The sequence below is a fragment of the Bacillus sp. Brlt_9 genome, assembly GCF_051948935.1.
In the GTDB taxonomy this organism is placed as follows: domain Bacteria; phylum Bacillota; class Bacilli; order Bacillales; family Bacillaceae_G; genus Bacillus_A.
In genome coordinates this window covers 896462-912587 of the sequence record NZ_JAYJLO010000002.1, presented here as the reverse complement: position 1 = coordinate 912587, position 16126 = coordinate 896462, and the positions used below count along the sequence as shown (strand labels likewise).

The window sequence follows — 16126 nt, the reverse complement described above, 5'->3', positions numbered from 1 at the left end:
CCTCTCCCTTATATGTGACGAATTGAAAAAAGCTATTTCTTAAATTAACAGGAAGTACCCTCTTGCCAACCCCATATTATTTTCATTATATGAACACCCTTTCCCTACTATGAGCACAAACAAACTATGTTACATATAAAAAGGTTTCACCATAAATGGTGAAACCTTATCCTTGAATCGTCTTATTCATTTGTTTAATAGCTGATTTCTCTAAACGTGACACTTGCGCTTGAGAAATCCCAATTTCTTCTGCAACTTCCATTTGTGTTTTTCCTTGGAAGAAACGTTTTCGAATAATCATTTTCTCACGATCATTTAAACGCTTCATTCCTTCTTTTAGCGCTAACTCTTCAACCCACTGCTCGTCCTTTTGTTTTTCATCACTTAACTGATCCATAACAAAGATAGGATCTCCCCCATCGTTATAAATCGGCTCAAATAATGAAACTGGATCTTGAATTGCATCTAACGCGAAAACAATTTCTTCATGAGTTACTTCAAGTACTTTTGCAATATCCATCGCTGTTGGTTCTTTTGAATTTTCTGCAATCAACTTTTCTCTTACTTGTAACGCTTTATACGCAATATCTCGTAATGAGCGAGATACGCGAATCGGATTGTTATCACGCAAATATCTGCGTATTTCCCCAATAATCATCGGCACAGCATACGTTGAAAATTTTACATTTTGGCCTAAATCAAAGTTATCAATGGATTTCATAAGTCCGATACAACCAACTTGAAATAAATCGTCAACATATTCTCCTCTGTTATTAAATCTTTGGATGACGCTCAGTACAAGACGTAAGTTTCCATTCACTAATTTCTCTCTTGCGCTTATCTCTCCACTTTGCATTTCACGAAATAATTTACGCATTTCATCATTTTTTAGTACGGGAAGTTTAGCTGTATCAACACCGCAAATTTCTACTTTGTTTCTCGTCAAAGTGTTCCCTCCTATCGGGAGTTGCTGTACAGTGTAAAGTATTTCCTTTGAAGGGGATTTTATGCACATGGTTTTTTCTTCATTTTTCATTTCAGTTGCCTCTCCTCATACAACTAAATAAAATAAGACCAGCCGTTATATAGGCTGATCTTATTCTTTACACCATTTTATTAAATTCTTTTCGTAATCTTTTTATGATTCTTTTTTCTAAACGCGAAATGTATGACTGTGAAATCCCAAGCATATCCGCCACATCTTTCTGCGTCTTTTCCTCTCCTCCAGCTAACCCAAAGCGAAGTTCCATAATTTGTTTTTCACGATCATTTAATTGATGTAATGCTTTCATTAGAAGATGACGATCAACAGTAGCCTCTAAATCTTTTGTAATAATATCATCGTCTGTACCTAATACATCTGATAATAAAAGTTCATTCCCATCCCAATCGATGTTAAGCGGTTCATCAAAAGAAACTTCTGAACGATTTTTATTATTCCGGCGCAAATGCATTAAAATTTCATTTTCTATACAACGCGAGGCATATGTTGCTAATTTTATTTTCTTTTCCGGATTAAATGTATTCACCGCTTTAATAAGGCCGATTGTTCCAATACTAATCAAATCTTCAATATTTATCCCTGTATTTTCAAACTTTCTTGCTATATATACGACTAGCCGTAAGTTGCGTTCAATCAGTAACGATCTTGCTGCCTGGTCTCCTTTTGGCAATTTATTTAAAAGAACTTCCTCTTCCTCTTTCGTTAACGGTGGTGGCAACGCTTCACTTCCACCAATGTAATAAATTTCATCGGTCTTAATTCCTAATTTCAGCAATACTTTATACCAAAGGTATACTAAATAAAATTTTAATTTCATCATATTATCCCGCCTCCCATTATTAAGCAATTACCATTTTTTGCGAAATTAACATTTTCGGATGCACAATACATTGATATTCTCCATTGGTTGACAACTGTTGTGTATTTAACCCAATCAATACTTTGCTGACTACAATAGAACTACCTTCATGATTAATGTGTACACTGTCTGGCTTAACGGCCCATAAAAATTGACTCTCTACTCCTACTGCTCGGAAAGGAATTAAGCGTAATTTTGTCGCCCACCCAGAATCATTTTCTGGTATTTGAGGAATCTCTGTTTTGGAATAAACTTGTTCTGTTAACCAAGCTGGCAAGCAATGTTCTAATGATGAAATATGCATAATCATAACGGGGGTTTTTGTTAACGGATCGTATAGTTGGTTCCCACTATCAATCAAACCTGTGAGTTCTAGTTCCTCTTCAGCTAATTGAATTTTCAATTTCACAATTTGATCATAGTGTATTTTTGTAACCTCTACGCTTTCAATACGCTTTTTAGAAAAATAATAGATTACTGGAAAACCAAAAACAACAAACAACCAGCTAATTGGATCACCGTAAGAAATAGATTGAGATTGAACCAATCCATTTACCATTTCATTCGTTTGCAAAAAGAAATGAGTGCCAATTAACCCTCCGCCAACCATAAAAGTTACAAAATAAAAAGTAAAAACAGTTTGTGCATAATTTCTAAACGTTGTAAATCCAAATGCTGTATACACAATAAGTAACGAATACAGTAGTTTCATAATCGGATGTGTCATCATAGAAGCAAAAGGAGTAAAGGCAAAAATAACAATGGTTGAACCTATAAATGCCCCTAACACAAGCCTCCATCTTTTGATCTTCTTTTTTAACACGGTGGCTGTTAATAAAAGTAAAAGAAAATCAATGCAGGCGTTTAACAACCAAACAACGTCGGCGTAAACAACCAAACAATTCACCTCTTTTTTTAAGTTGAGACTAGTATAATGCATATCCAATAGGAAAGTGTGTCAATTTGCGGAGGTGTTTTTTTGTTATTTTGTGCTTTCTAGACATAATCTGTCGGTAAAAAATAAAAGTATATGTTTCATAGAATACTATACTTCTTTACTTACATATGAATTGAAATATATTAAATAAAAAAAGACCTGCTTAGCAGATCTTTTCCCTGTATAAAACAAAAAAGGAGCATGAAAGCTCCTTTTTCTTTTATCGTCTACGACGATTACGTAAAAATGCTGGAATATCGATATCATCTGAATCTGAATGACGCTCATGTACAACCGGCTCTTCACGCTTCATTTCACGTTTTACTTCACGTTGTTTTGGAGGTTGAGCTACTGGCTGTTGCTGTTGTTGCGTGTGGTTCACATTCGGACGAATGATTGGTTTTGGTGGTTGAGTTGCAATGCTATCATCAAAACCAGTTGCAATTACAGTTACAACGATATCATCTTTTAATCCTTCGTTAATAACAGAACCGAAAATCATATTTACTTCTGGATCTGAAGCTGAAGCTACAATGTCTGCCGCTTCTTGTACTTCATATAAGCTTAAGTTAGCTCCACCCGTAATGTTCATGATAACACCTTGAGCTCCATCAATAGATGTTTCTAATAATGGACTAGAAATCGCTTTTTTCGCAGCTTCAGCAGCACGATTTTCTCCATTACCAGAACCAATACCCATTAAAGCAGAACCTCTATTAGACATAATTGTTTTTACGTCTGCGAAGTCTAAGTTAATTAAACCTGGTGTTGCAATTAAATCAGAAATACCTTGAACACCTTGACGTAATACGTTATCTGCTTCACGGAATGCTTCTAACATTGGCGTATTTTTATCAACAATCTCTAATAAGCGATCGTTTGGAATTACAATAAGTGTATCTACATTTTCTTTAAATGCCGCAATACCAGATGCTGCTTGTGTTGCACGCTTACGTCCTTCAAATGTAAATGGACGTGTTACAACACCAACTGTTAATGCACCTAATTCTTTTGCAACTTGAGCAACAACTGGAGCTGCACCAGTTCCAGTTCCGCCGCCCATACCAGCAGTTACGAATACCATATCAGCACCACGAAGCGCTTCTTGGATCTGTTCTTTGCTTTCTTCTGCAGCTTTTTTCCCTACTTCAGGGTTTGCACCTGCACCAAGTCCACGTGTTAATTTTCCACCAATTTGCATTTTTGTTTCAGCTTTTGATAGATTTAATGCTTGTGCATCAGTATTTACAGCGATAAAGTCTACACCTTGTACACCGTGTTCAATCATACGGTTTACAGCATTGTTTCCGCCACCGCCGACACCGATAACTTTTATATTCGCTAATTGATCTTGAGTAGTATCAAACTCTAACATGTCGAAATCCCCCTAGAACCTCATTTTTCGTGTCCAATTTTAATCCCATAAATAACGGAATACACGTTTTACTTTTGACATCATACGGTCATCATTTTGATTATTATTGTTTTGATTACGAGTTTTTTGTTTCGCAGGTTGCTGTTGTACCGGCGTTGGAGCTGGTGCTGGTACTGGTTCAAAATGCTCTTGCTTTTCCTGCACATTTTTTCCACGTAATTTAGCTTTTTGATAAGAATGTTTAATTAATCCCACTCCACTTGTATATTGTGGCTCACGCACACCAATATAATCAGGAGTTGCTATACGAACATTTTCATGTAAAATATCATATGCAAGATCAAGAACACCTGGCATAGAAGCAATTCCACCGGTTAGTACATAACCAGAAGCTACTTGCTTTACTCCTAACTTACGCACTTCATCTTGAACAAACATTAAAATTTCCTCTACACGAGCCTCTATTATATCCGATAATTCCAATTGAGAATATTGTTCTGTTTGATCGCTTCCCATAATGGGAACCGTAAACATCTCTTCTTCAGATGCTGTATCATAAAAAGCATGTCCATATTTCAACTTAATTTGATCTGCATTTTCTGTTGAAGTTTTCAACCCAATCGCAATATCCTTCGTTATATGGTCTCCACCTAATGGTAATACACTCGTCGCTTGTAACTCTCCATCTTTAAAAATAGATAAAGTTGTAGATCCTCCCCCCATATCAACAAGGGCTACTCCTCTATTTTTTTCATCTGAAGATATAGCAACTGTAGCAGCCGCTAAAGGCTGAAGGCAAATATCAACAATTTCAAGACCTGCTTTTTCTACACAACGAAGTAGGTTATGTAGTAAAGTTCTCGAGCCTGTAATAAGTGTACCTTCCATTTCTAATCTTACACCGATCATCCCTCGTGGATCGTTAATCTCGTCAAGACCGTCTACAATGAACTGTCGAGGTACCACATCAATAAACTCACGTTCTGGAGCAATTGACACAACTTGTGCTGCATCTAGAACGCGTAAGACATCTTCATTCCCGATTTCACGATCTTCATTTGAAACAGCGACTACTCCGTGACAAGGAAGTAGCTGTACCTGGTTTGCATTGACACCTACTACAACTTGCTCAATGTGGATTCCCACCATGCGCTCAGCTTGTTCAATTGCTTTTTTAATTGATCGAACAGTCTCGTCTATATCAACTATCGACCCTTTCTTCAAACCATTTGATTTTACATTTCCAACACCAATTATGTTTAAGCTGTCATTAACCATTTCACCAATGATGACTTTAACATTGGATGTACCGATGTCAAGACTAACATATATTTCATTGCTGTTCATTCTTTGGCACCTCCTTCTTTATTTATACCATACAACTCAATATATGGAACAACAATCGCAACTTTACTATTTATAAGAAAAATATTCAACGTCTTTATACGTTTCCCTTTTTTAACCCTATATTTTTCTTATTTTTATTTAACATTCATTTAAGAATATCGCAGTAAACTGTGAATAACTGCTTATCTTGAAATAATTCTATTTCAAGTGTAAAGATTACCGCCAAGTATAAGTCTACACTAAGATGTACTCATAGAAAAGTGAAACTTGTACCAATCCTAGTATGAATCTAAGAATTTTTACATATTTTTCATCAAATGAACCATTCTTGTAAATTCCTATGCATCAAGTAGAACGTTCGTTTCGTTTTTTCTACAATAACGTAGTGAAAACTATCGTTCTATTCTTTTTTTTCTTCCGCTCCTATTTCTTTCGTATATGCCCCTACTTCTAAGTCAATTAATACCTTTTTACCCGGCTCAATTGTTTTTAATATAAGTGGATAAGCTTCCATACGTTTTGCGAAATTTTGAATCGTAGTGCTCACTTCATACCCTTCATTCATATATAAAGTAAGGTGGTCCTCATTCGCATTTGTCGGCGAATAACGAATTTCAGAAATAGACCTTAAAATAGTTGGTGTTAATTTTTCAAGCTCAGCAATTAACTCCTTCATTTTCTCCTCTTTAAAAGGTTCAAAAATTGGCGCTGCAACAGGAAGTTTTCCGTTCGGAAGTACATCAAGTGTTTTCCCGTTCTCTAATAACGGTTGTAATTTCCCATCTTTGTTTATATAACCAATCGTTAAATATTCTTCAATATGAACATCAATTTTATTTGGAAAACGTTTTTTTACATTTACCGCTTTAATTTCTTTTCGTTTCGTTAAGTTTTCTTCTGCTTTATGTGCTGTCACTCGGAAATAACTTGTATCATATGTCACACCTGATTCCTTCATTACTTGTTCATCTGTCATATAATGATTTCCAAACACACTTATCTTTTTTATATTGCTAAGCGGAGACCGAAAATAAATCAAAAAGAGCACTAATAAAAATAAAATTGATATGTATAAAATCAACCGATGATTAACATTTTTCTTGTTTTTTTTCTGTTGATTTTTTAACTTTGGTACACGATCCTGTAGTTTAATTACTTTACTATTTTTCATGTACGATCCCCCTACGTAACATAAAGAACGGCATGTTCCTCATGCCGTTCTTATCTTCTTATTATAACATAAATGATAATGAGCGGAACGAATAACCGTTATCTTCCAATGATTTCTACTTCTGTATGCATTTCTACGCCAAATTTATCCTTGATTGTTTGTTTTATTAATGCAATTAAAGATAAGACATCTTGCGCACTGGCTCCCCCAGTATTAATAATAAAATTCCCATGCATTTCAGAAATTTGAGCTCCACCTATTTGATAACCACGAAGCCCTGCTTTTTCTATTAAATCTCCTGCAAAGTATGGAATTGGATTTCGGAACACACTTCCTGCACAAGGATGATTCCATGGCTGTGTTTCACGGCGGTAATCTTTATTCTTTTGCATGATACTTACAATTCTTTCACGCTCTCCTATCTGTAATTGAAACTCAGCTTCCAAAACAATACCAGGACGTTTCGTTTGCAATACAGATGTACGATAGGAAAACTCCATTTCTTCATGCGTTAACCAATCAATTGTTCCATCTTCAAACAAAATAAGAGCTTTTGATACTATATTTGATATATCCGATTTATGTGCTCCCGCATTCATATATACTGCTCCACCAACACTTCCTGGAATACCACTTGCAAACTCCAGACCGGCTAATCCTTGACGACTAAGTAAAGTTGATAATTTAATAAGGGGATACCCACCACCAACTCTTACTTTGTATTTTTCGACTTCTAAGTGGTCTAATCCTTCTCCTAAACGAATAACGACACCATCAATACCTAAATCAGATATAAGAAGGTTCGAACCGCGACCAATTACAGTCCACTTTGTTTTATACTTTTTTACTAACTGCAACGTTTTTTCAATACCGGCAACATGCTTTGGCACAATTAAAATATCAGCTGGTCCACCTATTTTCATAGTCGTATAACGAGCTAACGGTTCATCTACTAACACGCGACCAACATTTGCTTCTATAAGCTCATTTACTAATTGTTCCATAAACAATCTCCCCCATACTAAGTATCCTTATTACAGTAGTATGCAGGGCTTTCACCTAACGTTATTTTTTTACAAGCTTATTCATTACTTCATACAACTTATTTGCTGCATCAGGAATACCTAATTGCCCAGCAGCAAGCTTCATATTTTGTAATGTTTGTGTATCTAATAAAATCTCATCAATGTCACGAATAAGCGTTTCTGCTGTTAAATCTTTTTCAAGCAACATTTTTGCTGCTCCTTTATCGACAACAGAACGTGCATTTTTTTCCTGATGGTTATTTGTTACGTAAGGACTTGGAATTAATACACTTGGCTTACCTAACGCTGTTAATTCTGCAAGTGTTGTTGCCCCAGCTCTTGAAACAACAAGATCTACACCTGTAAGCACTTCTGGCATATTATGAATGAAAGGTTTAATAATAACATTACTCGGATTCCCTTTTTGCTTCACTGCTTCCATCACTTTGTCGTAATGAACTTCACCTGTTACATACAATATTTCGTAACTTTTATTTCCAAACTGCTCAATTGCCTCTACGAAAGCATCGTTAATCGGTCTAGCGCCACGGCTTCCACCAAAAATAAGTACGGATTTTTTAGGAAGAGATAAACCTACTGAACGTTTTCCTTTCATTCCATTTTGATCCATTACTTCTGATGCTCGTGGATTTCCTGTCATGACCACTTTCGATTGTGGAAAATGCTCTACAGCTGCATCAAAACAAACCGCAACTTTATCAACATAGCGGCTTAAAAATTTATTCGTTACACCAGGTACACTATTCTGTTCATGTACAATAGTTGGAATACCTAATTTTGCAGCAGCATATACAACAGGTCCACATACATATCCACCCGTTCCAATTACAATATCCGGATTAAAACGACGAATATATCGTTTACTATCTTGTACACCTTTTAGGAAACGCATCACTGTTTTCACGTTATCTAACGATATTTTACGCTTAAATCCACTTATAACAATAGATTGAAACGGTATACCTGCTTTTGGCACAATTGTGCTTTCTAATCCATTCTCCGTTCCAATATATAAAAACCTTGCTTCCGGATTTAATTTTTTTATTTCTCTTATTAAAGCAAGAGCCGGATAAATATGACCTCCAGTGCCCCCACCACTTACTAATACACGCACTACTAACTCCTCCGCTTCTCTGTTTCTAATTTCAGGCGTATTTATTTCTATATACATATTGTTTCTTCACGCACATACGAAAAACCCTGTCTTATAAAACAGGGTTTAGTAGCGAGAATGGCGACTTATATTTAATAATACACCTACTGCCATTAACATTAATGTCAAACTTGATCCACCATAACTTAAAAACGGCAAAGTAATACCCGTAACAGGCATCAATCCTGTTACAACACCAACATTAATCATTACTTGAATCGCAATCATCGCCACAATACCTACTGCTAAAAACGTACCATATAAATCTGGCGCTCCTAAAGCTATACGAATCCCACGCCATAATAATAGACTAAATAATAATAACACAAATGAACCACCAATAAAACCTAATTCCTCGGATAAGATTGCAAATATAAAGTCTGTTTGTGGTTCAGGTAAATAAAGAAACTTTTGTCTACTTTGTCCAAGTCCAAGCCCGAATAATCCACCCGGTCCAATTGCGAGTAACGATTGAATAATTTGAAATCCACTTCCAAGCGGATCTGACCACGGATCTAAATATGATGTTATACGTTTCATTCGATACGGTGCTGATGCAATTAACCCTACAAATCCTGCTACACCAATCAAACCAAACATTGCAAAGTGAAAGACCCTTGCTCCCGAGATAAATATCATAATGATACATGTCCCAACCATTACCGTTCCTGTACCAAGATCTGGCTGTAACATAATCATTCCGAAAGCAAGAAATACAAAACTTAGAGCTGGTAGTAAACCACGTTTAAAAGAAGTAATTAATTTTTGTCGTTCCGCTAAAAATTTTGCTAAGAAAATAATCATCGCAAACTTCATAAATTCTGACGGTTGAATGGAAAATGCCCCGATTCCAATCCAACTTCGCGCCCCGCCTCGAACAAGTCCTACTCCAGGAATAAGAACGAGAATAAGAAGAATGAAGCAAACTAGCAAAATTACTTTTGAGTACGTACGCCACACCCAATAATCAATTTTCATAATTAAAAACATAGCCACTACACCAAGACCTGCAAATAGCAATTGCCTTTTTGCAAAAAAGAATGAGTCCCCCATTTTATAAGAGGCCCAAACCGCACTCGCACTATACACCATAACCATTCCGATTGTTAACAACGCAAGTGTAACGATGATGAGAATAAAATCAGGCGTTTTCTTCATTACCCATAAACACCACCTCTTTAGGCAGAAACTTTTGCCCTATGTAACAAAACATCAGTAGGTGTTAGCCTACTGATGTTTTGATTTACTTTATATAAGTTTATGCACAGCTTGTATAAAAATGTCTCCTCTTTCTTCAAATGTTTTAAATTGATCCCAGCTTGCACATGCTGGAGAAAGAAGAATTACATCACCATCTGTAGAATGAGCGTAAGCTTTCACTACCGCTTCATCTAAAGTATCGACACTTTCAATTGTATCTAATCCTGCTTTTTCTGCAGCTCTTACTAATTTGGGAGCTGTTTGTCCAAATGTTACAATTGCTTTTACATTTTTGAAATATGGAATTAAATCATCAAATTCATTTCCACGATCCAGGCCACCTGCTAATAACACAATCGGTTGTGTAAACGCAGATAAAGCTTTCTCAGTCGCTAACATATTCGTTGCTTTTGAGTCATTATAAACCTTACGATTGTTAATAGTTGTTACATATTCTAAACGATGTTTAACACCCGTAAATCGTTTTAATACCGCCGTAATCGCTTCATTAGAAACACCCAATAATTTTGCGATACTCATCGCTGCTAAAATATTTTCTAAATTATGTTGACCAGGTAAAACGATATCGCCTACTTCAACAACTTTTTCACCTTTAAAATAAAGAGCATTATCTTTTATACACGCGCCATCTTCAATTTCTTTCGTTGTTGAAAATAGTACTTTTTGCCCTTTACTATAAGCAGATAAAGCCATCACATCTGTATCATCTGCATTTATTACACTATAGTCATTTTCTGTTTGGTTTTTAAATATATTTGCTTTCGCTAAACCATATTCTTTCTTCGTCCCATGATAATCTAAGTGGGCCTCAAATAAATTTAAAAACGCAGCAATTTTAGGCTGGAACAATTCTACTCCCATCAATTGGAACGATGAAAGTTCTGTAACTACAACTTCATTTTCTTTTGCATCCTGTGCTACTTCACACGCTACAGTTCCAATGTTTCCTGCAATTACAGGATGCTTTTGTCCTTCTTTTAGCATTTCAAATGTAAGCATTGTCGTCGTCGTTTTACCGTTAGACCCCGTAATTCCAACAAATGGCGCTTCTGAAATACGATATGCTAATTCAACTTCCGTAACAATCGGAATTTGTTTTTCTTTCGCAGCAACTAATATTGGATTAGAATACGGGATTCCTGGATTTTTTACTACAAGAGAAATATTTCTCTCTAACAACTCTAAAGGATGACCACCACATACAACGTCCATTCCTTTTGCTTGTAATTCCGCAGCAAGTACATTATCTGCTAAAGGCTTTCCGTCATTTACAATAACATTTGCCCCTAATTTTTGTAACAACGTAGCTGCTGCATAACCACTTTTTGCAATGCCTAATACAAGAATATTTTTATTTTGAAATTCAGTTACAGTTTTCAATTACATCCACACCCCGATATAAATTCCTAACACAGCTAATAAAAATCCTACAGACCAAAACGTCACAACAACACGCCATTCTGACCAACCACATAATTCATAATGATGGTGTAATGGACTCATTTTAAAGACACGTTTTCCTGTTGTTTTAAATGAAATAACTTGAATAATAACAGATAAAGTTTCCATTACGAATACTCCGCCAATGATTACAAGTAACAATTCTTGCTTTAATAAAATTGCTACAGCTGCAATGGCTCCACCTAAAGCTAAAGAACCTGTGTCCCCCATAAATACTTTCGCTGGATTCGCATTGAATACTAAAAATCCAAGTACAGCTCCTACAACCGCCATACAGAATATCGCTACCCCAAATTGCTCTTGTGCTACAGCAATAATACTAAACGCTCCAAATGCAATAGCAGCTGTTCCTGATAATAAACCATCTAAACCGTCAGTTAAGTTAACTGCATTTGATCCACCAATAAGCATAAATAGTACAAGTACAAAATATGCCCAACCTAATTCAAACTTAACATCTGTTCCCGGAATCATGATGTATGTGTGGAACGCTTGCCCTTTTCCAATTAAAAAGAACGCAATAGCAATAACAAGCTGACCTACTAATTTTTGTTTTGATGTTAAACCAAGATTTCTCTTCTTAACTACCTTTATGTAGTCATCTAAAAATCCAATCAATCCGTAACCAAACGTCACTAATAGTAACAATGAAACCTCTGCACCTAAATGTTTAAACTTAATCGCCATAATAAGTGAAGTTACCATCATAGATACGTATATGACGATACCACCCATTGTCGGTGTCCCTGATTTTTTTTGATGTGACTTTGGTCCCTCATCACGAATACTCTGTCCGAACTTTAATTTTCTTAAAAATGGAATAAACAATGGCGAAAGGGCAACAGAAATTAAGAATGCTACCCCAGCCGTTACTAATAAACCTTGCTCAAGCACATGTAGTCCTCCTCTCACGTTGTTACTCTTCGTTGTTTAAACGCTCTGTAATTGCTTCTTTAGCGACTTCACGATCGTCAAAATGATGAACGTCTTTACCAATAATTTGATACGTTTCATGACCCTTACCAGCAATAATGATGATATCTTCAGCTTTCGCGTTAGCAATTGCATGGTATATCGCTTCTTTTCTATCAATAATTACTTCATAATTATTCCCATTTGCACCCTGTACCATATCATCTAATATAGCCCCTGGTTCTTCACTTCTTGGATTATCTGACGTATAAATTGCGTGGGTTGCATATTTTGTTGCAACACTTGCCATGATCGGTCTCTTCGTTCGATCTCTATCGCCGCCACAACCGACGATACAATATACATCACCTTTTGCAAATTGCTTTGCTGTTTTCAATACATTCTCTAAACTATCTGGTGTATGAGCATAATCAACAATAACTGTATAATTCTGTCCACCATCAACCACTTCAAAACGTCCTGGAACTCCAGCTAGTTTCTTTATCACATCAAGGATTGTTTCTAAACTTACACCAGAAACAAGTCCTGCCGCTGTTGCCGCTAGTACGTTATATACATTAAATTTCCCAATCAATTTCATCGTAACATTTACACTTTCATACGGTGTTACAAGCGTAAATGTAGTTCCACCACTCGTCATAACGATATCTTTGGCCATAATATCACTTGTTGTATCAATTCCATATGTTACAACAGTTGCTGCAGTACTTCTCATATATTCCTCTGTTACAGCATCATCGTTATTCAGTACCGCGTACTTTTCACGATTATGATTATAACTATTGCCAAGTTGTGCAAATAACAACCCTTTTGCATGTTTATATTCTTCCATCGTTTTATGATAGTCTAAATGATCTTGTGTTAAATTTGTAAACACTGCTACATCGTAATCACATCCGTGTACACGACCAAGATCTAAAGCATGTGACGAAACTTCCATTACTGTACTATCCACACCGTGTTCAACCATTTTTGAAAATGTTTGTTGAAGTGTTAGTGCATCTGGCGTTGTATTTTTCACCTCAAATGTTTCATCACCGATTTTCATATTAATCGTTCCAATTAGCCCCGTTTTATGACCATGTGCTCGCATAATCTCATCCATAATATGCGATGTTGTTGTCTTTCCATTTGTACCTGTAATTCCGATTAAATGTAACTTGTGTGTTGGTTGACCATAAAAATAATCAGCTAAAACCGCTAACGAACGAAAAGTGTTTTTCACAAGTACAACTGGAACGTCAACATCAATTGGTCTTTCCGCAACAATAGCAGCCGCTCCTTGTGCCGCTGCTTGCTTAGCAAAATCATGGCTATCAACCGTATACCCTTTCATACATACAAATAAGCTTCCCTCTTTCACTTTACGTGAATCAGCTTCTATAGATGTGATTTCTGGATTTTCTTTTGGAACAACTGGAAAATCATGCAAACATGATACAAGTGTATGCAACTTCATTTCACTAAACCCTCTCTACATTGTGTATTTATCTCTTTTTTTAATAAGCAACACGTTACCTCCTAATTATGTAAAATAGGAGGTAAGTGCTACTGTGTCTAATAAATAGACTTATTTATAATTGAAACTCTTACGGTCTCAAATTAAGTAACTCTTCTATAGAGAACTCACTTCCACCAATTGTACCATAAAACGTACTAGGTTACCTTTAATTCCCGAAGTAAATTCTAATTTTTGAGCCTTCTTTCACTTTAGCTCCTGCTTCTGGGGACTGTTTAATGACTTTCTCTCCATCTCCACTTATATCAAGCTTCAAATCGACGAGCTGCGTCTGTAAGTCTTTCTTTTTCATTCCAATTAAATTCGGAACTTCCACAGTTGGTATATCGCCCCATTTATATTCTCTCTCAACTTGTTCTGTTCTCGGTTTCACTCCCATAACAGGAAGTGCATCCCGAAGAATATTCCCAACAATTGGAGCTGCTACTACTCCACCGAATTGCGTTACACCTTTCGGATTATCAACAGCAACATAAACAACAATTTCCGGATCATCTGCTGGAGCAAAACCGATAAAAGATACAATATAATTATTCTCTAAATATTTACCATCTTTCACTTTTTGAGCCGTACCTGTTTTTCCACCTACACGATACCCATCAATGAAAGCACCTTTACCAGATCCTTTTGCTACAACATTTTCTAATGCATACCGAACTTTTTCTGAAGTTTCCTTGGAAATAACTTTTCTTTTTTCTACAGGTGTCTTTTTGCTTACAACTTGATTGTTTTTCGGATCAATAAATTCTTTAGCTATATACGGTTGATACAAAGTTCCACCATTTACAGCCGCTGCTACCGCCGCTACTTGTTGGATTGGCGTAACAGAAACACCTTGACCGAATGAAGTTGTTGCTTGTTCGACTGGACCGACTTTATCTAAATTAAATAAAATCCCACTACCTTCACCTTGCAGATCAATTCCAGTCTTCTGTCCAAAGCCGAAATTACGAATGTATTTAAACAATCGGTCTTTACCAAGGCGATCACCCAGTTCAATAAATCCTGGGTTACAAGAGTTTTGAACTACTTCTAAAAACGTTTGGCTACCGTGGCCTCCTGCTTTCCAGCATTTCAATCTTGCTCCACCAACTTCAGCTGCTCCATCATCATAAAACGTATCTTTCTCTAAGTCTACTAAATTTTCATTCAAAGCTGCAGCTAACGTAATGATCTTAAATGTTGAACCAGGCTCATACGTACTCCATACTGGTAAATTTCTATTGTACACTTCTGGAGAAACACTTTGAAAATCTGCCGGATCAAAACTCGGCCGACTCGACATACCTAAAATTTCACCATTTTTCGGATTCATCGCAATCGCAATCATACCATCTGGATTATATGTCGACTCTGCAATATTCATTTCTCTTTCCATAATTCTATTAATACGCGCATCAATTGTTAAACCTAAATTCAAACCAGCTTCTGGTTTTTTGAAGTCATCACCAACATTGGGCATCCTTTGTCCTTTTGCATCTGCAAAAAAACGAACATGGCCTTCATCACCATTTAGCTCTTTATCATAATATTTTTCTAGCCCCATAAGACCTTGGTTATCACTACCAGCAAACCCTAATACGTGCGATAAAAAGTTGCCAAATGGATAGTATCGGATAGAGTCTTCTGCGATATAAACACCTTTCAAACTTAATCCTCGTACCTCTTTCGCTTTATCATGCGATATTTTCCTTCCGCCTTTATCTAACCTTACAATTGATTCTTTTTTTGTAATTCTCTTGTAAATCTCATCTTTTTCCACACCTAATACTGCAGCTAACTTCTCTGCAGTCTCTGCTGGTTTTTCAATTTGCCTCGGTACAACAAAGACAGTTGGAGCACTTTTATTCGTAGCAAGTTCCACACCATTTCGGTCTAAAATCTTCCCACGTTCAGGTTCAAAAGTAATATTACGACTCCATGAATCTTTCGCACGATCCGTTAACATATTCCCAAGAAAAAATTGCACATATCCAAGACGAATATCGATGATAGTGAAAATAAGTATACCTGATATGAGTATAAAAATAAGTCTTTTTCTAACTGTTACATTTGATACACGCATATTGGAACAAGCCTCCCTTACGCCTAGCTTGTTCCA

Annotated in this window: 13 protein-coding genes; all 13 read right to left on the bottom strand. The window is 36.2% G+C overall.

All coding sequences use genetic code 11. The features are described from left to right. Nucleotides 1-166: 166 nt before the first annotated feature. The 13 genes from sigG to VF726_RS11045 all read right to left on the bottom strand — a co-directional run bounded on the left by sigG (nt 167) and on the right by VF726_RS11045 (nt 16090). Complete coding sequence (sigG, locus tag VF726_RS11105; protein ID WP_000197753.1) at nt 167-946, bottom strand: RNA polymerase sporulation sigma factor SigG; 780 nt, start codon at nt 944-946, stop codon at nt 167-169. A gap of 157 nt (nt 947-1103) precedes the next feature. Further along, nucleotides 1104-1823 carry an RNA polymerase sporulation sigma factor SigE gene (sigE, locus tag VF726_RS11100; RefSeq protein WP_000976948.1) on the bottom strand — a complete coding sequence of 240 codons (720 nt, stop codon included), beginning with the start codon at nt 1821-1823 and terminating at the stop codon, nt 1104-1106. Nucleotides 1824-1842: 19 nt separating this feature from the next. Further along, on the bottom strand, nt 1843-2760 hold the full coding sequence (gene spoIIGA, locus VF726_RS11095; protein ID WP_440168011.1) for a sigma-E processing peptidase SpoIIGA: 918 nt from the start codon (nt 2758-2760) through the stop codon (nt 1843-1845). Nucleotides 2761-3019: 259 nt separating this feature from the next. Then, the gene (ftsZ, locus tag VF726_RS11090) at nt 3020-4174 is read right to left on the bottom strand and encodes a cell division protein FtsZ (RefSeq protein ID WP_000888987.1); all 1155 of its coding nucleotides are present in this window, start codon (nt 4172-4174) and stop codon (nt 3020-3022) included. 39 nt (nt 4175-4213) lie between these two features. Next, the gene (ftsA, locus tag VF726_RS11085) at nt 4214-5521 is read right to left on the bottom strand and encodes a cell division protein FtsA (protein ID WP_001087553.1); all 1308 of its coding nucleotides are present in this window, start codon (nt 5519-5521) and stop codon (nt 4214-4216) included. Between the two features lie 400 nt (nt 5522-5921). After that, complete coding sequence (gene divIB, locus VF726_RS11080) at nt 5922-6692, bottom strand: cell division protein DivIB (RefSeq protein WP_000798231.1); 771 nt, start codon at nt 6690-6692, stop codon at nt 5922-5924. Nucleotides 6693-6790: 98 nt separating this feature from the next. Beyond that, complete coding sequence (gene murB, locus VF726_RS11075) at nt 6791-7696, bottom strand: UDP-N-acetylmuramate dehydrogenase (protein WP_440168007.1); 906 nt, start codon at nt 7694-7696, stop codon at nt 6791-6793. 61 nt (nt 7697-7757) lie between these two features. Further along, nucleotides 7758-8852, bottom strand: coding sequence for an undecaprenyldiphospho-muramoylpentapeptide beta-N-acetylglucosaminyltransferase (gene murG, locus VF726_RS11070; RefSeq protein WP_087959020.1), 1095 nt, complete (start codon nt 8850-8852; stop codon nt 7758-7760). A gap of 105 nt (nt 8853-8957) precedes the next feature. Then, entirely contained in the window at nt 8958-10049 is a 1092-nt protein-coding gene (gene spoVE / locus VF726_RS11065) for a stage V sporulation protein E (RefSeq protein ID WP_166701990.1), read from the bottom strand. Between the two features lie 90 nt (nt 10050-10139). Further along, a complete protein-coding gene (gene murD / locus VF726_RS11060; RefSeq protein WP_166701989.1) occupies nt 10140-11492 on the bottom strand; it encodes a UDP-N-acetylmuramoyl-L-alanine--D-glutamate ligase in 1353 nt (450 codons plus the stop codon). Continuing rightward, entirely contained in the window at nt 11493-12467 is a 975-nt protein-coding gene (gene mraY, locus VF726_RS11055) for a phospho-N-acetylmuramoyl-pentapeptide-transferase (RefSeq protein ID WP_062923009.1), read from the bottom strand. It lies immediately after the preceding gene. A gap of 22 nt (nt 12468-12489) precedes the next feature. Continuing rightward, nucleotides 12490-13965: a UDP-N-acetylmuramoyl-L-alanyl-D-glutamate--2,6-diaminopimelate ligase gene (gene murE / locus VF726_RS11050; protein ID WP_342715541.1), complete on the bottom strand. Its 1476-nt coding sequence runs from the start codon at nt 13963-13965 to the stop codon at nt 12490-12492. 208 nt (nt 13966-14173) lie between these two features. Next, entirely contained in the window at nt 14174-16090 is a 1917-nt protein-coding gene (locus VF726_RS11045) for a stage V sporulation protein D (protein ID WP_048530613.1), read from the bottom strand. Nucleotides 16091-16126 lie beyond the last annotated feature (36 nt).